At 71.9% G+C, this 17,094-nt stretch carries 17 protein-coding genes and 1 tRNA gene; 7 read left to right on the forward strand and 11 right to left on the reverse strand.

Going from position 1 to position 17,094, the window contains the following annotated elements; all coding sequences use genetic code 11:
- Positions 1-134: 134 nt before the first annotated feature.
- Positions 135-425 (forward strand): WXG100 family type VII secretion target, encoded by a 291-nt coding sequence (locus ABD230_RS18460; protein ID WP_344378612.1) that lies wholly within the window; start codon positions 135-137, stop codon positions 423-425.
- A gap of 124 nt (positions 426-549) precedes the next feature.
- Here ABD230_RS18460 and groL read toward each other — a convergent pair whose 3' ends face one another.
- From groL to ABD230_RS18480, 4 genes are all read right to left on the reverse strand, one after another.
- Positions 550-2,169: a chaperonin GroEL gene (gene groL / locus ABD230_RS18465; RefSeq protein ID WP_344378614.1), complete on the reverse strand. Its 1,620-nt coding sequence runs from the start codon at positions 2,167-2,169 to the stop codon at positions 550-552.
- A gap of 184 nt (positions 2,170-2,353) precedes the next feature.
- The gene (locus ABD230_RS18470; protein WP_344378617.1) at positions 2,354-2,557 is read right to left on the reverse strand and encodes a cold-shock protein; all 204 of its coding nucleotides are present in this window, start codon (positions 2,555-2,557) and stop codon (positions 2,354-2,356) included.
- A gap of 211 nt (positions 2,558-2,768) precedes the next feature.
- Positions 2,769-3,308, reverse strand: a complete 540-nt coding sequence (locus tag ABD230_RS18475) for a LytR C-terminal domain-containing protein (protein ID WP_344378620.1) — start codon at positions 3,306-3,308, stop codon at positions 2,769-2,771.
- A gap of 24 nt (positions 3,309-3,332) precedes the next feature.
- Positions 3,333-3,602, reverse strand: coding sequence for a DUF3263 domain-containing protein (locus tag ABD230_RS18480; protein WP_344378621.1), 270 nt, complete (start codon positions 3,600-3,602; stop codon positions 3,333-3,335).
- Positions 3,603-3,803: 201 nt separating this feature from the next.
- Between ABD230_RS18480 and msrB the strand changes: the two genes are divergently transcribed.
- A complete protein-coding gene (gene msrB / locus ABD230_RS18485; RefSeq protein ID WP_344378624.1) occupies positions 3,804-4,205 on the forward strand; it encodes a peptide-methionine (R)-S-oxide reductase MsrB in 402 nt (133 codons plus the stop codon).
- Between the two features lie 2 nt (positions 4,206-4,207).
- The gene (locus ABD230_RS18490; RefSeq protein WP_344378628.1) at positions 4,208-4,759 is read left to right on the forward strand and encodes a nitroreductase family protein; all 552 of its coding nucleotides are present in this window, start codon (positions 4,208-4,210) and stop codon (positions 4,757-4,759) included.
- Here ABD230_RS18490 and ABD230_RS18495 read toward each other — a convergent pair.
- The 3 genes from ABD230_RS18495 to ABD230_RS18505 all read right to left on the reverse strand — a co-directional run bounded on the left by ABD230_RS18495 (position 4,743) and on the right by ABD230_RS18505 (position 6,913).
- Entirely contained in the window at positions 4,743-5,825 is a 1,083-nt protein-coding gene (locus tag ABD230_RS18495; protein WP_344378632.1) for a DMT family transporter, read from the reverse strand. The genes ABD230_RS18490 and ABD230_RS18495 overlap by 17 nt on opposite strands.
- 2 nt (positions 5,826-5,827) lie before the next feature.
- Positions 5,828-5,900 (reverse strand) — tRNA-Thr (locus ABD230_RS18500).
- Positions 5,901-5,992: 92 nt separating this feature from the next.
- Positions 5,993-6,913, reverse strand: coding sequence for a DsbA family protein (locus tag ABD230_RS18505; protein WP_344378635.1), 921 nt, complete (start codon positions 6,911-6,913; stop codon positions 5,993-5,995).
- Positions 6,914-7,177: 264 nt separating this feature from the next.
- Here ABD230_RS18505 and ABD230_RS18510 point away from each other — a divergent pair, with 264 nt between their 5' ends.
- Complete coding sequence (locus ABD230_RS18510) at positions 7,178-8,278, forward strand: ABC transporter ATP-binding protein (protein ID WP_344378638.1); 1,101 nt, start codon at positions 7,178-7,180, stop codon at positions 8,276-8,278.
- A 90-nt stretch (positions 8,279-8,368) separates the two neighbouring features.
- Here ABD230_RS18510 and ABD230_RS18515 read toward each other — a convergent pair whose 3' ends face one another.
- A complete protein-coding gene (locus ABD230_RS18515) occupies positions 8,369-9,727 on the reverse strand; it encodes a dihydrolipoamide acetyltransferase family protein (protein WP_344378642.1) in 1,359 nt (452 codons plus the stop codon).
- Positions 9,727-11,916 (reverse strand): alpha-ketoacid dehydrogenase subunit alpha/beta, encoded by a 2,190-nt coding sequence (locus ABD230_RS18520; RefSeq protein ID WP_344378645.1) that lies wholly within the window; start codon positions 11,914-11,916, stop codon positions 9,727-9,729. The genes ABD230_RS18515 and ABD230_RS18520 overlap by 1 nt, the downstream gene beginning before the upstream one ends.
- Positions 11,917-12,082: 166 nt before the next feature.
- On the opposite strand from ABD230_RS18520, the gene ABD230_RS18525 reads away from it, so the two are divergent.
- Genes ABD230_RS18525 through ABD230_RS18535 form a run of 3 tightly spaced genes read left to right on the forward strand, consistent with a single transcriptional unit; the run spans position 12,083 to position 14,721 of the window.
- Positions 12,083-12,616 (forward strand): VOC family protein, encoded by a 534-nt coding sequence (locus tag ABD230_RS18525; protein WP_344378647.1) that lies wholly within the window; start codon positions 12,083-12,085, stop codon positions 12,614-12,616.
- Positions 12,613-13,308, forward strand: coding sequence for a GntR family transcriptional regulator (locus tag ABD230_RS18530; protein ID WP_344378651.1), 696 nt, complete (start codon positions 12,613-12,615; stop codon positions 13,306-13,308). Before ABD230_RS18525 ends, ABD230_RS18530 begins: the two co-directional genes overlap by 4 nt.
- A 36-nt stretch (positions 13,309-13,344) precedes the next feature.
- The gene (locus ABD230_RS18535; protein WP_344378655.1) at positions 13,345-14,721 is read left to right on the forward strand and encodes an NADP-dependent succinic semialdehyde dehydrogenase; all 1,377 of its coding nucleotides are present in this window, start codon (positions 13,345-13,347) and stop codon (positions 14,719-14,721) included.
- 72 nt (positions 14,722-14,793) lie between these two features.
- Here ABD230_RS18535 and ABD230_RS18540 read toward each other — a convergent pair whose 3' ends face one another.
- Positions 14,794-16,125 carry a M24 family metallopeptidase gene (locus ABD230_RS18540; RefSeq protein WP_344378657.1) on the reverse strand — a complete coding sequence of 444 codons (1,332 nt, stop codon included), beginning with the start codon at positions 16,123-16,125 and terminating at the stop codon, positions 14,794-14,796.
- Positions 16,122-17,090, reverse strand: coding sequence for an NAD(P)-dependent oxidoreductase (locus tag ABD230_RS18545; RefSeq protein WP_344378659.1), 969 nt, complete (start codon positions 17,088-17,090; stop codon positions 16,122-16,124). The genes ABD230_RS18540 and ABD230_RS18545 overlap by 4 nt, the downstream gene beginning before the upstream one ends.
- Between the last annotated feature and the right edge of the window lie 4 nt (positions 17,091-17,094).

A 17,094-nucleotide genomic window follows, 5' to 3' on the forward strand; every position in this document is an offset into this window, starting at 1 on the left:
CCCCGCCCGTCCTCCACATGCTCGCGTCGCCGAGGGTCTCGCCGCATCATCGGGGTCCGGCGCGGTACGGGCCGCCGCGAACCCTAGCGTCGCCTCGACGCGGAGCGCGTCGAGACGAGAGGACGGATGAAGGCATGACGAGGTACCAGGTCGACAGCGAGCAGGTGCAGGCCGCCACCCAGGGCGTGCAGGCCACGATCGGGCGGATCCAGTCGGAGGTCGCGGCCCTGCTCGCGCAGCTCGCCGGGCTCCAGGGCTCGTGGACGGGGCAGGCCTCGACCGCGTTCCAGTCCGCCGTCGCGGACTGGCGCGTGACCCAGCAGCACGTGGAGCAGAGCCTCGCGGCGCTGAACCAGGCGCTCGGCGCGGCGGCCGCGCACTACGCCGACGCCGAGCAGGCGAACGCACGGCTGTTCGTGCGCTGACGCACGGCCGGAGGCCGCAGGCGGCGCGCCGCGTGCGGGGACGACGAAGGGCGCCTCCCGGAGGAGGCGCCCTTCGCGCAGTGGTACGGCCGGAGCCGCGGTGCGGACCCGGGTCCGCGTCGGACTAGAAGTCCATGCCGCCCGTCGGGTCGGCGGGAGCGGCCGGGGTCTTCTCCGGCTTGTCGGCGACGACGGCCTCGGTGGTGAGGAAGAGGCCGGCGATCGACGCGGCGTTCTGCAGCGCCGAGCGGGTGACCTTCGCCGGGTCGATGATGCCCTGCGCGATGAGGTCGCCGTACTCGCCGGTCGCGGCGTTCAGGCCGTGGCCGGCCGGGAGCTCCGAGACCTTGTTCGCGACGACGCCCGGCTCGAGGCCCGCGTTCAGCGCGATCTGCTTGAGCGGCGCCTCGATGGCCACGCGAACGATGTTGGCACCGGTCGCCTCGTCGCCGTCGAGCGCGAGGTGCTCGAACGCCTTCGCGCCCGCCTGGATGAGGGCCACGCCACCACCGGCGACGATGCCCTCCTCGACGGCGGCCTTCGCGTTGCGGACGGCGTCCTCGATGCGGTGCTTGCGCTCCTTGAGCTCGACCTCGGTGGCCGCGCCCGCCTTGATGACGGCGACGCCGCCGGCGAGCTTGGCGAGGCGCTCCTGCAGCTTCTCGCGGTCGTAGTCCGAGTCGGTGTTGTCGATCTCCGACCGGATCTGGGCGACGCGGCCCGCGATCTGGTCGGGGTCGCCGGCGCCCTCGACGATGGTCGTCTCGTCCTTGGTGATGACGACCTTGCGCGCCTGGCCGAGCAGGTCGAGCGTCGCGTTCTCGAGCTTGAGGCCGACCTCCTCGGAGATGACCTGACCGCCGGTGAGGATCGCGATGTCCTGGAGCTGGGCCTTGCGGCGGTCGCCGAAGCCCGGCGCCTTGACGGCGACCGACTTGAAGATGCCGCGGATCTTGTTCACGACGAGCGTGGCCAGGGCCTCGCCGTCGACGTCCTCGGCGATGATCAGGAGCTGCTTGCCCGACTGGATCACCTTGTCGACGATCGGAAGCAGGTCCTTGATGTTCGAGATCTTCTGGTTGGCGATGAGGATGTACGGGTCCTCGAAGACCGCCTCCTGGCGCTCCGGGTCCGTCACGAAGTACGCCGACAGGTAGCCCTTGTCGAAGCGCATGCCCTCGGTCAGCTCGAGCTCGGTGCCGAACGTGTTCGACTCCTCGACCGTGACGACGCCCTCCTTGCCGACCTTGTCGATCGCCTCGGCGATGATCTCGCCGATCTGCGCGTCGGCGGCGGAGATCGACGCGGTGGCGGCGATCTCGTCCTTCGTCTCGATCTCCTTCGCCGCGCCGAGCAGTTCCTCCGAGACGGCCGAGACGGCCTTCTCGATGCCGCGCTTCAGCGAGATGGGGTCGGCGCCGGCGGCCACGTTGCGCAGGCCCTCGCGCACGAGCGCCTGGGCGAGCACGACCGACGTGGTCGTGCCGTCACCGGCGACGTCGTCGGTCTTCTTCGCGACCTCCTTGACGAGCTCCGCGCCGATCTTCTCGTACGGGTCGTCGAGCTCGATCTCCTTGGCGATCGACACGCCGTCGTTCGTGATCGTGGGGGCGCCCCACTTCTTCTCGAGCACGACGTTGCGGCCGCGCGGGCCGAGGGTCACCTTGACCGCGTCGGCGAGCGTGTTCAGGCCACGCTCGAGGCCGCGGCGGGCCTCCTCATCGAAAGCAATGATCTTTGCCATGTGTGTCTCTCGTCCCTTCCGGACGTCATGAAAGATTCCAAGGGGTTAGCACTCAGAACGAGTGAGTGCCAGATCGATTCTGGCACTCTCCCGTCCCGAGTGCAAGCGAGCGACACGACCGGACCACCGCGCGGACATGCGGAAGCGCCGCCGGGGTCACCGGCGGCGCTTCCGACGTCTCGGACTATGCGGGACGGACCGCCTCGGCCTGCGGGCCCTTGGCGCCCGAGCCGACCTCGAAGGTGACCTGCTGGCCCTCTTCGAGGACCTTGTAGCCGGCCATGTCGATGGCGGAGTAGTGGACGAACACGTCCTGGCCTCCACCGTCGACGGTGATGAATCCGTATCCCTTTTCAGCGTTGAACCACTTGACGGTTCCGTTCGCCATGCGTTGCTCCCATGTTGCCGTGTTTCGAGTCAGCACGTGCCTTCGGCGGTACCGGGCGGTCGTCGTGCCGACGTCGACGACCGGGACCGGCGTCGGGTGCTCACACGGGTTGTTCGAGCCGCCGAATCTAGATACGCACGCGGCGACACCCGGGCACAAGAGTTCGGTGGCCGGGAATGGTCGCAGAATGGCAACGATTCGGTCACCGGCCTCAGCCGGCGCTCGCCTCCGCGTAGTCGGCCCCCAGCACGACGACCAGCTGCATGCCCTCGAGGCTGAACTGCTCCGAGAGCTGAACCTCCGCCTCGGGCAGCGTCTGGGCGATGCCGCGGGCGGCCCCCTCGAGGTCGGCGGTGGCGTAGTAGACGACGGTCTGCTCGACGTCGGACCGGTCCGCGTTCGAAGTGACGCCGACGGGCACGCCGGCGGCCGTCAGCGCCTCGCCGGCACGCGCCGCGAGGCCGCTCGTCGTCGTGCCGTTGAGTACCGCGACGTTGACGTCCGGCGCGATCGTCGGCTCCGCCGTCGGCCCGGCGGTCGCCGTCGGCGTGGGCACCGCGTCGTCGAAGTTCAGGCGCTGGTTGTAGACCGACACCGCCGCGATGCCCGCACCGGCGAGCACGACGGTCGCGAGGGCGGCCCAGCCGAGGGCCACCCAGCGCCGTCCGCGACGCTCGGGCGCGCGATGCGCGCCGACCCGGTCCATGCCGTGCGGGATCGAGTCGAACCGGTCGCGGGGGAACTTCTGCACCTGGGATCCAGTCGGTCGGGGCGCTCAGGGAAGCGGCCGGGCGGTCGGGATGGTTCGGCGCGAGCGCGACTGCACGCGATCGGCCCGTTGGCGCTGCAGCCGTCCGACGAGCATCGGATCGTGCCGCAGCGCGGCCGGGGAGTCGACGAGGGCGCCGAGGAGCCGATAGTAGCGGGCCGCGGACAGCCCGAGCTCATCGCGGATGGCATCCGCCTTGCGGGCGGGGTCCCGCCAGGGCCGGGACTCGAAGGCGAGGATCGCCCGTTGCGCGTCGTCGAGGCCGTCTCCGTCCATCGTCGTCCTCCCGTGTCGAGATCCGTGGACCACATCCTAGGGACCGGAGCCCGTGCGGCCGCCCCACGCCCCGGCGCGGCCCGGGATGGCGCGGGCGGGGGCGGCCTCGCCCGGGTCGGGAACAGCCTCGCGCGGGTCGACGTTGCACCCGACGCGGCCGGAAGCTGCGACGATGGAAGGCCCGACACCCAGAGGAGACCGATGCCGTACCAGGTGAGCAAGTCCGACGACCAGTGGCGCGACGAGCTCGGCGACGATCGTTACGCCGTGCTGCGCGACGCCGCGACCGAGCGCCCCTGGACGGGCGAGCTGCTCGACGAGGAGCGCGCCGGCGTCTACGCCTGCGCCGCGTGCGGCAACGAGCTGTTCAAGTCGGGTACCAAGTTCGACTCCGGCTGCGGGTGGCCGAGCTTCTACGAGTCCGTCCGACCCGACGCGGTGGAACTGCTCGAGGACACCTCGCTCGGCATGGTCCGCACCGAGGTGCGCTGCGCGCAGTGCGGCTCGCACCTCGGCCACGTCTTCCCCGACGGCTTCGGCACCCCGACCGGCGACCGCTACTGCATGAACTCGATCGCGCTCGACTTCACCCCCGAGTCCTGACGATGGGCCGCGTCCGCGACGCCGTCCTCGCGCGCAGGTCCCGTCCGAAGGTGACGGATGCCGCCCCGTCCGACGCCGAACTGGCCCTGCTGCTCGATGCGGCCTCCCGCGTCGCCGACCACGCGGCCCTCGCCCCGTGGCGCGTGATCGCGCTCCGCGGCGATGCGCGCGCCCGGCTCGGCGACGCGTTGGTCGCGGCATCCGGCCTCGAGGGCGCCGCGGCCGACAAGCTGGCCGCGAAGCCGCTCCGCGCTCCGCTGCTCCTCGCGATCGTCGCCGCGCCTCGGCCGCACCCCAAGGTCCCGGAGTGGGAGCAGGAGGCGTGCGCGGCCGGCGTCGCGCACCTCCTCGAGCTGCTGCTCGACGATGCCGGGTGGGGCGTGATGTGGCGCACGGGGCCGTACACGCGCCATGCCGAGGTCGCACGCAGCCACGGCCTCGGCGACCACGAGCGCCTGATGGGGTGGCTCTACGTCGGCGGCCGCATCGAGGCGGAGCGACCGCCCCGCCGGGCCACGGAACCGGCCGCGGCACGGCTCATCGTGCTGGACTGACCTCGTCCGGCGCCGGCGCCTCGGCCGCGAGGTGCTTCGCCGGCCGCCAGCGGATGCTCGCCAGCGCGACCGCGACGAGGGCGAGCACGGTGCCGCCCACGGTCGGGAACCCGACGGGCCGATCGGACGTCGGCAGCAGCAGGTCGAGCGCGAGGGCGGCGGCGAGCTGGCCCGCGACGAGCCCGAGCGCCAGCACGAGCACGCCGACGCGGCGCACGAGTACGGCCTGCGCCGCGATGAACACGCACCCCACGGCGCCGCCGGCGTAGAGCCAGGGCTCGGTCGGCAGCGAATCGGGCCAGCCCACGGATGCCGCGTGCGCGAGCATGACGACGACGAGCACGATCGTGCCGACGAGGAAGTTCAGCAGCGTGGCCGCCAGGGCGCTGGACGACGCGGTCCGCACGCGGCCGTTCATCGCCTGCTGCCAGGACGCGCCGACGCCCGCCGAGAACGGCAGGAGCATCAGCCACAGCGGCACCGCCCCGGCGACCTGGGCCGACACCGCCCAGCCGATCGCGACGAGCGCGAGCCCGGCGCCCGCGATGCGGGTCGGGCTCAACGGGCGGCGCCCGCCCGGGCCGAGCCCGATCGCGTCGAACACGACGCCGCCGAGCGTCTGCCCGGCGACGATGGCGACCGTGAAGAGCGCCACGCCGAGCACGCCGACCGCCATCCCCTGCGTCGCGACGAACCACGCGCCGGCGACGCCCCCGAGCAGCATCCACCACGCGAGGTGGTCGGTCCGAACCGCGTCGCGGAGCCGGCCGAGTCCGCGTCGTCCCGCCGGCCATGCCGCGGCGACCGCCAGGAGGATCAGGAGCCCGGAGCCGAACGAGATGGCGGCGGCGACCGAGAAGTCCTCGAGCCGGCGCGCAAGCTCGCCGTTGATGCGCGACTGCAGCGCGACGAACGCGCCGGTGACGATGACGAGCGCGATCGCGAGCCACATGGGCAGGCGCGACGACTCGGCGTGGACGTGGTGGTGCGGCGCGGGCCCCGGCGACGAGGACGCCGTCGGCGCCTCGGACCGAGACGGAGCCGGGCGGCCCGGGGATCTCGACATCGAGCCGGCTACGGGACTCGAACCCGTAACCACCGCTTTACAAGAGCGGTGCGCTACCAATTGCGCCAAGCCGGCAGGGACCCACACATCCTATCGAGCCCCACCTCGCCCACGCACGACGACGGCCCGGCCGGGCGGCCGGGCCGTCGCGGGAGCGACGCGAGGGGTCAGCCCGCCTCGGGCGTCGGCGTCGGGGTCGGGGTCGCCTCCGACTCGGAGTAGCTCTCGCCCGTCGCCTGCAGGACGAAGGCCTGGAACTCGGCCGGGTCCTCCAGCGAGCCGACGTACTGCTTGCCGTTCACGAGCACGGTCGGCGTGCCGGTGACCGATGCGAGGTCGGAGTTCGGGATCGGCTGCGTGAGCGCGCGCTCCGTGGCCGCCTGCACCCAGCTCTTGAAGCGGGTGTCGTCGATGCAGGAGTCGACCGACGACGCCGCTCCCGCCTGCTTCGCGAGGTCCTTGATCTCGTCGTTCGTGAGGCCCGCGCTGAGCTCCTCGGGCTGGTTCTGGAACATCAGCGAGTTGAAGTCGAAGAACGCCTCGGGCGACTTCTCCGCCACGCAGGCCGCCGCGTTCGCGGCGCGCAGCGAGTACTGCGTGCCGGCCGACTTGTTCGTCAGGATCGCGATCGGGTGGATCTCGAGGGTCGCCGCGCCCTGCTCGACCATGGTGCGCATGGTCTCGGAGTTCGTGTTCTCGAACTGGCCGCAGAACGGGCAGAGGTAGTCGAGGTAGACGACGATGTTGGCGACCGTGCCGCTCTCGTCGGGCACGGTGGGCGTGGGCTCGCCGCCGGCCTTGATCGCGGTGGTCTCGACGACCTGGATGCCCTCGTCGCCCCCGATCATGAGGATGCCGTCGCTCGCCATGTTCTTCGGCCCGGGGCCCTCGGGGCGCACGCTGTTGAAGATGAGCCCGCCGATGAGGGCGGCCACCGCGATGATCGCGACGACGACGCCGCCCTGGATGAGCAGCTTGTTGCGTCGCTCGCGCTTCTTCTGCTCCTCCCGGAGGACTCGCGCCTTCTCGCGGGCCGCCTCGCGTCGTTCGTTACGGGTGGGACGTGGCTCTGATCCGCCAGTGCTCATCGATGGTCAACTCCGGGTCGCTGTGGGGGCGCGCGTGAGTGCAGGCGCACGCATCGACGAGTGTAGGAGCGATCACTGGGAATCGCCCAAACGACGCCCGGACACGCGCTGGACGGGGGCGGCGAGCGCGTGCGGCGATGACGTCGTCGAATCGGCCCCCGCGGCATCCCATGGCATACTGGGGAGGCGTCGACGCCGAAGTCGACGTTTCCATTCACTACGGATCGTCCGGCACGTACCTGCCGGTGAAGGAGAAGCAGAACCATGGCATCAGTCACGTTCGACAAGGCCACCCGGCTCTATCCCGGTGGCACCCGTCCCGCCGTCGACAAGCTCGACCTCGAGATCGCAGACGGGGAGTTCCTCGTCCTGGTCGGTCCCTCGGGCTGCGGCAAGTCCACCTCGCTGCGGATGCTCGCCGGCCTCGAAGAGGTCAACGAGGGCAACATCTTCATCGGCGACCGCAACGTCACGGACGTTCCGCCGAAGGACCGCGACATCGCCATGGTCTTCCAGAACTACGCGCTGTACCCGCACATGACCGTCGCCGAGAACATGGGCTTCGCGCTCAAGATCGCCGGCGTCGGCAAGGAGGAGCGCGCCGCCCGCGTCCTCGAGGCCGCCAAGCTGCTCGACCTCGAGCCGTACCTCAACCGCAAGCCGAAGGCCCTCTCGGGCGGCCAGCGCCAGCGCGTCGCCATGGGCCGCGCGATCGTGCGCCAGCCGCAGGTGTTCCTCATGGACGAGCCGCTGTCGAACCTCGACGCCAAGCTCCGCGTCCAGACGCGCACCCAGATCGCCTCGCTGCAGCGCCGCCTCGGCGTCACCACGGTCTACGTCACGCACGACCAGACCGAGGCGCTCACCATGGGCGACCGCATCGCGGTCCTCAAGGACGGCGTCCTCCAGCAGGTCGGCACCCCGCGCGAGCTCTACGAGCGGCCGAGCAACGTCTTCGTCGCCGGCTTCATCGGTTCGCCCGCGATGAACCTCTTCCACGCGCCGATCGCCGACGGCGGCGTCGCCTTCGGCCAGTCGGTCGTCCCGATCGAGCGCGAGGCGCTCGACTCGGCGACGGGCACGGTCGTCACGGTCGGCGTGCGCCCGGAGGACATCCAGGTCTCGACCAGCGCGGGCGAGGGCCTCGAGGTGAAGGTCGACCTCGTCGAGGAGCTCGGCGCCGACGGCTACCTCTACGGCCACACCGAGATCGAGGGCAAGCGCACCGACATCGTGGCGCGCGTCGACGGCCGCACGCACCCGTTCGCGGGCGACACCGTCTACCTGCTCCCGACGCCGAAGCACGTGCACGTCTTCGACGCCGAGTCGGGTGAGCGCCTGCTCAAGGAGGCCGTCGTCAGCTGACGATCGCACCACGACATCGGCCGGGTCTCCGCATGGAGGCCCGGCCGATCCGTTTCCGCGGCGACGAGGCGGCACCGGCCGCACGGAGACCTACAGCAGCAGCCCGAGGGGATGCTCCACGTGCTCCGTGAAGGCCGCCATCCACTGCGCCGCGAGCGCACCGTCGACCACGCGATGGTCGGCCGTGAGCGTGACCGTCATGACCGTCGCGATCGCCAGCGCGCCGTCGACCACGACCGCACGCGGCGCGGCGGCGCCCACCGCGAGGATGCCCGAGTGCGGCGGGTTGATGATGGCCGTGAACTCCCTCGTCCCGAACATGCCGAGGTTCGAGACGGCGAACGATCCGCCCTCGAGGTCGTCCTGCCTCAGCCCTCCGGCCCTCGCCCGCTCGGCGAGCGCGCGCCCGGCCTCGGCGAGCGCGCCGACCGGCATCCGGTCGACGCCCCGGACGACCGGGGTGACCAGGCCGCCCTCGACGGCCACGGCGATCCCGATGTCGGCCCGCTCGAACCGGCGGATCGTGCCGTCGAGCCAGATCGCGTTCGCGTCCGGCACGTCGCGGAGCGCCGCGCCGACGGCCTTGACGACGAAGTCGTTGACCGAGACCTTGGCGCCCGTCTGCTCGGCGATCCGGCCGCGCAGCTCGAGCAGGGCATCGACCCGGATGTCGGCGACGAGCTGGAACTGCGGGATCGTCGTGACGGACTCGGTGAGGCGGCGGGCGATCGCCCGTCGCATGCCCGTCGCCGGGACGTCGACGAAGTCCGTCGACGTCGCGGTGGCGCCCGCGTCGACGGGCACAGCGGGCGCGGGGGCGACGCCCGCCGGTGCTGCCGACGCCGCAGAAGGCGCAGGCACCTCCGGTGCCGGGTCCTCCCGCAGGGCGTCGAGGTCGCGGCGCACGATCCGCCCACCGGGCCCGGTGCCGCGGAGGAGACCGAGGTCGAGCCCGCGTTCGCGTGCCAGGCGGCGCACGATCGGGCTCGCGAACCGACGCCCGCCGTGGTCGTCGGGCGACGGACCGGTCGGCAGCGGGTCGGGGGCGGGCTCGGCCGGTGCACGCGGCTCGGACGGCTCGGGGGCCTCGGACGGCTCGGGGGCCCCGGACTGCTCGGGTGACGCTGCGTCCGTCGCGGTGGAGGGTCCCGCGGCATCCGCCTCGCCCGTCAGGTCCGCGGCGGCCAGCACGGCCGCCTCGACGCTCTCGCCGGGATCGGCGAGCACCAGGATCGGCGTCCCGACGGCGACGTTCTCTCCGACCGGGACGAGGAACCCGGCGACCGTGCCCTCCGCCTCGGCCGCGTACTCGACGACCGCCTTCTCCGTCTCGATGTCGGCGATCGGATGACCGACCGAGACCTGCGCGCCCTCCTCGACGAGCCAGGACTGCAGTGCCGCCTCGGTGGAGCCGGCCAGCACGGCGGGCATCCGCACGACCGTGGCCATCACGCACCTCCCATTCCCGCGCGGACCCGCTCGAGTCCGGCGACGACCTCCTCGGTCCGAGCGATCGCGGCCCGTTCCAGCACCTTCGAGATGCTCGGGCTCGCCTCTCCGCCCGTGACGCGTTCGACGGGCTGGTCGAGCCAATCGAAGAAGCGCCGCTGGAGCTCGTCGGCGAGCCATCCTCCGTAGGACGTGCCGCGCGCGCCCTGCTCGACGATGAGCACCGCGTTCGTCTTCCGGATGCTCTCGCCGATCGTCTCCCAGTCCAGCGAGGCGCGGTCGAGCCACCGGAGGTCGATGAGCTCGGCGTCGACGCCCGTCCGCTCGATGGCGTCGAGGCTGTGCTGCACCATCGTGAGGTAGCTGAGGACCGTCACGTCGTTCCCCGCTCGACGCACGGCGGCGGACCCCGGCGGGATGACGTAGTCGGGATCGCCGGACGGAACGCGGTCGGACCGCCCGTAGAGGTCGACGTGCTCGATGACCAGCACTGGGTCCTCGAGTGCGAGTGCGGCGTTCATGAGCCCGACGTAGTCCGCGGCGTCCGACGCCGCCACGATGCGCCAGCCCGGGGCGGTCGCGAAGATGCCCGCCGGGTCCATGAGGTGCTGCGACCCGTATCCGGACCCCATCGCGACCTTCGTCCGCACGACGAGCGGGACGGTGTCGTTGTCGCCGAACATGTGCCGCGCCTTGCCGATCTGGTTGAAGATCTGGTCGGCGGCGACCCACAGGAAGTCCGGGTACATGAGCTCCACCACCGGCCGGAAGCGCCCGTCGAGCGCGATTCCGCCCGCGAGTCCGGTGAAGGCGTTCTCGCTGATGGGCGTGCCGATGATGCGGTCCGGACCGTACGTCTTCAGGAGGCCCTTCGTGGCGCCGTTCGTGCCTCCGCCCAGGTGGTGGACGTCCTCGCCGAGCACGATGATGCGGGGGTCGGCGCCCATCCGACGGTCCATCACGCCGGCGACGGCGTCGACGAACCGGGTCTCGGTCCAGGCGCCGGTGTGTGCGAGCGGCTCCAGTTCCGGCAGACCGTCGAGTTCGCGCGCGTCGCCGCGCATGCCGGCGTCGACCCGCGCGGGGTCGGGCCAGAGCTCGGGGCGGATGCGGCGGGTGCCCGCGGCATCCGGGTCGTCCTCGACCAGCTCGGCGACGGCCGCCCGCATGGCGTCCCGGGCCTGGTCGCGCACCGCGGCGACGGCCGCATCGTCGAGGAGGTCGCGGCGGCGGATCTCGGCGGCCACGCGCTCGAGCGGGTCGCGGGCGCGCCAGTCGGCCTCCTCCTGCTTGCTCCGGTAGCCGAACGCGCTGCCCGGGTAGGGGCCGTTCTGGTGGAAGAACCGGTACACCTCGGCCTCGACGATCGTCGGACCGCCGCCGCCGCGCATGAGCTCGGCGGCCTCCTCCATGGCCAGGTGCACGGCGAGCGGGTCCATGCCGTCGACGCGCCAGGACGGGATGCCGAAGCCCTGCCCCCGGACGGAGAACCGCGGGTCGGCCGTGATCTCGTCGGCACGGGTCGCCACTGCGTAGAGGTTGTTCTCGATGAAGGAGCAGACGGGCAGCTTCCACGCGGCGGCGAGGTTCATCGTCTCGAGGACGGAGCCGATCTGCGCGGCGCCGTCGCCGAAGTAGTTGACGGTCAGGTCGTCGGTCCCCGCGTGCTTCTGCGCCCAGGCGTGCCCGGCGGCGATCGGGGCGCCGCCTCCGACGATCGCGTTCGTGCCGAGTGCGCCCGCCTCGAGCCACTGCAGGTGCATCGAGCCGCCCCGCCCGCCGGAGAAGCCCTGCGCGAGGCCCAGGATCTCGGCGAGCGAGCGCTGCAGCACGGCCTGCAGCCGCGGGGAGACGAGGGATCCGACGTCGAGGCGCCCTCCGGAGACGTGCCCGATGACCTTGGCGAGGAACTGGTGGTGTCCGCGGTGCGAGCCGTTCACGGCATCGGAGCTGCGCAGGCCGACGATCGATCCGACCGCGCCGCCCTCCTGGCCGATGCTCGAGTGGGCGGGGCCGTGCACCAGCCCTTCGCCGGCGAGCTCGAGCACGGCTTCCTCGAACGCGCGGATGAGGTGGAGCTGGCCGAGCATGGTCAGGAGGAGGTCCGGCTCGGCGCGATCCCAGTCGGCCGTCGTCGTCGACAGCTCGATCCAGTCGACCCCGGTCTGCAAACGTCGTCGTCTCGGCATCCTCGCCCGCTCCCTCGCTCCGTCGCGACAGGCGTTCCGCTCTGTCGTGGTGCCAGAATCTACGCCTCAATTGGATTCAATGCAACCGATCGCATCCTCTCATTCTCGACATTTCAGAGGTCGCACGGTCATAATGGATACAATCCAACGAACGGAGGGCCGCCGAATGACGGACACCATCCCGGGGCTGCGCGGCATCGACCACGTCGGCATCAACGTCCCGGACCTCGACGAGGCCGAGCGCTTCCTCGTCGGCGTGCTCGGCGCAGTGCACGCCTACACCCTCGGCGCCAAGCGCGACGACGACGGCGAGTGGATGCACGAGCACCTCGGGGTGCACCCGCGCACCGTCATCTCCGAGATCCGCTTCTACCGGCTCGGCACCGGCACGAACCTCGAGGTCTTCAAGTACGTGCCCGCCGAAGACGCGGCGCCCCCTCCGCGCAACAGCGACGACGGCGGGCATCACCTCGCGCTGTACGTCGACGACCTCGACGCCGCGGTCGCGCACCTGCGCGCGCACGGCGTCGAGACGATGGGCGCGCCGACCTCGAGCCGGCAGGCCGCCGACGGCCAACGATGGGTCTACTTCCGCGCGCCATGGGGGCTGCAGTTCGAACTCGTCAGCTTCCCCGGCGGGAAGGCCTACGAGCGGGATGCCGCGGTGCGGCTCTGGCATCCGGCGGAGCCGACGCGATGAGCGCCCGCATCTCCGATCGGACCGCGCCGCCCGAGATCGTCCCGGCCGGGCACGGCGGCGCCGCCGCTCGCATCGCAACGGGCCTGCGCGATGCGATCCTCGGCGGCGAGTACGCCCCGGGCGACCGCGTCCGCCAGGAGGAGCTCGCCGACCGCCACGGGGCCAGCCGCCTGCCGGTCCGCGAGGCGCTGCGCATGCTTGCCGCCGAGGGCCTCATCACCGTCGTCGCGAACACCGGAGCCTGGGTCACCGCCCTCGAGCCGGCCGAGTGCGACGAGCTGTACCGGATCCGCGAGCGACTCGAACCGCTCCTGCTCGCCATGAACGTGCCGCTGCTCTCGGCCGCCGACGTCGAGGAACTCGAGACGCTGGCCGAGGCGATGGAGGAGGCGGGCGACACCGAGGAGTTCCTCGCGCTCGACCGACGATTCCACTTCGCGTCGTACCGCGCGGCGCCGACCATCACGCTCGGCGAGACGGTCGGCCAGCTCTGGAACCGGACCCAGCACTACCGCCGGGCATTCACCCGCGTGTTCCGCTCGGAGGGCGACCGGAGCGCCCACTACGACCACCGGCTCATCGTGGCCGCCATCCGTCGCGGCGATGCCGAGGAGGCCGAGCGCGTGCTGGCGGACCACATCCGCCGGACGCGGCTCGCGCTCGCGCAGCATCCCGAGATCTTCGCCCGGTGACCGCCGGGCGGACCACGCCCCTGAGAGGAGACACCGATGTCCATCGCCACCGTCAACCCCGCGACGGGCGACCCGGTCGAGCAGTTCGAGCCGCACGACGCGGCCGAGGTCGAGCGCCGGATCGCGCAGGCCGACGCTGCCGCGCGGGCGCTGCGTTCCACGACGTACGGCGAGCGCGCCGCGTGGATGCGCGCCGCCGCCGACCTGCTCGAGGAGGACCTCGAATCGCTCGCCCGGACCCTGACCGTCGAGATGGGCAAGCCCATCGCCCAGGCGCGCGCCGAGGTCGGGAAATGCGCCAGGAACATGCGCTTCTACGCCGAGAACGCCGAGCGCTTCCTCGCCGACGAACCGCTCGAGGACCCCGGCGCCGTCGGCGCCTCGCGGGCGTACACCCGCTACGAGCCGCTGGGCGTCGTGCTCGCCGTCATGCCGTGGAACTACCCGCTGTGGCAGGTCATCCGCTTCGCCGCGCCGGCGCTCATGGCCGGCAACGCCGGGGTGCTCAAGCACGCGTCGAACGTGCCGCAGTCGGCGCTGTACCTCGACACGCTCTTCGAGCGCGGCGGCTTCCCGGAGGGCTCGTTCCGGACGCTCCTCATCGGCTCCGCCGCCGTCGACGCCGTCATCGCCGATCCGCGCGTCAAGGCGGTCACCCTCACCGGGAGCGAGCCCGCCGGACGCGCCGTCGCCGCGACGGCAGGCCGGTTCGTGAAGAAGGCGGTGCTCGAGCTCGGCGGATCCGACCCCTTCATCGTGATGCCGAGCGCCGACCTCGACGCCGCGGCCGCGACCGCGGTGCGTGCACGCGTCGCCAACAACGGCCAGTCCTGCATCGCGGGCAAGCGGTTCCTCGTCCACGCCGACGTCTACGACGAGTTCGCCCGCCGGTTCGCCGAGCGGATGTCGGCCCTGCGAGTCGGCGACCCGCTCGACGAGACGGTCGAGGTGGGGCCCCTGGCCACCCGCTCCGGCCGCGACGAGCTCGCCGAGCTCGTCGACGACGCCGTGTCCAAGGGCGCCCGCGTCCTCGCGGGCGGTCGCGTCCCGGACGGGGCGGGATGGTTCTACCCGCCGACCGTGCTCGCCGAGCTGCCCGACGACGCGCGGCTCATCCAGGAGGAGGCGTTCGGCCCCGTGGCATCCCTCTACCGCGTGGCCGACCGGGAGGAGGCCGTGCGCATCGCCAACCAGACGACCTTCGGCCTCAGCTCCGCGGTGTGGACGCAGGATCCGGACGAGGAGGCGTGGTTCATCCGGTCCCTCGACGCCGGCGCGGTGTTCGTCAACGGCATGACGGTCTCCTACCCTGAGCTGCCGTTCGGGGGCATCAAGAACTCCGGCTACGGCCGCGAGCTCGCCGCCGCCGGCATCCGCGAGTTCGCGAACCTGAAGACGGTCTGGCGGGCCTGAGCACGCCCACCCGCCGACGCGACGCGGGCCCGGCCGATCCGGCCGGGCCCGCGTCGCGTTCGGGATGCGTCGTCAGCTCGAGTAGGGGTTCGCGACGAACAGCTCCTGCGCGGGGAAGCGCGTGAGGACCTCGATGCCGTAGTCGGTGACCACGACCTCCTCCTCGATCCGCGCGGCCGAGATCCCGTCGGAGGCGGGGCAGTACGTCTCCATCGCGAAGACCATGCCGGCCTGCAGTTCCACCGGGTCCTTCAGGGAGTTCAGCCGCGAGATGATCGGGCGCTCGTGGAGGCCCAGCCCGAGCCCGTGCGCGAACTGCAGGCCGAACGCGGCGAGCTCGTTGTCGAACCCGAAGTCGGTCGCCCGCGGAAGCACCTTGGCCACGTCGTCGCTGCCGACGCCCGGTCGGATCGCGTCGAGCGCGACATCCATCCACTCGCGCGCCTGCTTGTAGGCGTCGCGCTGGCTCTCGGTGGCCCACCCCACGCCGAAGGTGCGGTAGTAGCAGGTCCGGTAGCCGTTGAACGAGTGGATGATGTCGAAGAACGCCTGGTCGCCGGGGCGGATGATGCGGTCGGTGAAGTTGTGCGGGTGCGGGTTGCACCGCTCGCCGGAGATCGCGTTGACGGCCTCGACCTGGTCGCTGCCGTACTCGTAGAGCCGCTTGTTCGCGAGCGCGACGATCTCGTTCTCCCGGACCCCGGGCTTCAGCGCCTCGGCGATGTCCTGGTAGACGCCGTCGACCATCGCCGCGGCCTGGTTCAGCAGCATGACCTCGTCCTGGTTCTTGATCACGCGCGCGTCGAGCATCGCCTGCTGGGCGTCGGCGACCCGGATGCCCTGCCGCTCGAGTTCGAACAGGAACGGGGGCTCGACGAGGTCGATCCCGACGGGGGCGTCCGCGAGGCCGGCCCCGGCGAGCAGCGACCGGATCTCGCTCACCGCGTCGCGCATCAGGCCGGCGCCGCCCTCCGGCGCGACGGCGCCCTTGAAGCCCAGGAACCCGGCACGGTAGTTCTCCTCGGGCACCCAGCCCGAGTAGAGCTGGTGGTGGCGGACGGCGGAGCCGAAGTCCCAGAGGATCGGATCGTGCCCGCGCATGAGCAGGGCGTAGCGGATCATCTTGTCGCCGAGCGCCCCGCCGATCCAGGTCTGCGTGGTGTAGCGGATGTTGTAGAAGTCGAACAGCAGGAAGGCGCCGCACTCGCTGGCCTCGAGCGCCGCCTTCGCACGATCGAGCCGGTACCTGCGGAGCCGGTCGAAGTCGACGCGGTGCTCGTAGTCGACGCCGTTCTGGCCCGGCGCCCCGAGCGGGCGGACGCCCGCCGGACGAGCCGACGGGCGTGCGAACCGGGCGGACGCCGGGGCGCCGTGCGCCCCGGCTCCGTGGGCGTGGCCCGTCATCCGACCGACTCCATGGCATACTCCGGCGCGGGCTCCGGCTCGAGGCCGTCGGTGACCGCCGCCTCCTCGGACTCCAGCTCCAGGCCCGCGCCGCGGGCCACCGTCAGCAGGAGCGTCGCGAAGTCGAGTTCCACGTTGCCGTTGCCGACCTCCTGCGCGACGATGTTGCGCGTCGCCGAGGCGAGCGGCATGGGCACCGCGAGTTCGTGGCCCGCCTCGAGCCCGAGGTCGAAGTCCTTCTGCAGGAGCACGTTGGTGAAGGTCGGCGTGAAGTCGAGGTTCACGAACGCGGGCGTCTTGTACCGCGTGAACACCGACCCCATGACCGAGTCGTTGAGGAAGTCGAGGAAGGCCGCGCGGCTCACGCCGCCCTTCTCGGCGAGCACGGTGATCTCGGCGAGCGACTGCGTGACCACCCCGAGGAACACGTTGTGGGCGATCTTCACGAGCCGGGCGACCTCGCCGTCGCCGACGTACGTGACGCCTCGCCCGAAGTGCCGCAGGACGGGCTCGACGGCGTCGAACGCCTCCCGCGGACCGGAGACGGCGACCGTGAGCTTGCCCGACGCGATGACGGCGGGGTTGCCGCTGACGGGCGTCGCGAGCAGCTGCGTGCCCCGCTGGGCCGCGGCGGCCCGCAGCGCCTCGCTCGCGGCGATCGAGACCGTCGACGAGTCGGCGAGGTACTTCGGCGCCGCGTCGGGATCGGTGAGCAGGCCGCCGGGCCCGGTGGTGACCTCGGCGAGGTCCTTCGGCGCCGAGACCATGGTGAACACCACGTCGCGGTCGGCCAGGTCCACGGGCCGCGTGACGGCCTTCGCGCCGCGCTCGACGAGCGGACGCGCCTTCTCGGCGGTGCGGTTGTAGACGGTGACGTCGAAGCCGGCGTCGAGCAGGCGCCGCACGAGCTGCGAGCCCATGCGTCCGGCGCCGATCCAACCGATGGTGGGGAGAGTGGTGGGCATCAGT

The sequence above is a fragment of the Agromyces tropicus genome (assembly GCF_039531345.1).
In the GTDB taxonomy this organism is placed as follows: Bacteria; Actinomycetota; Actinomycetes; order Actinomycetales; family Microbacteriaceae; genus Agromyces; species Agromyces tropicus.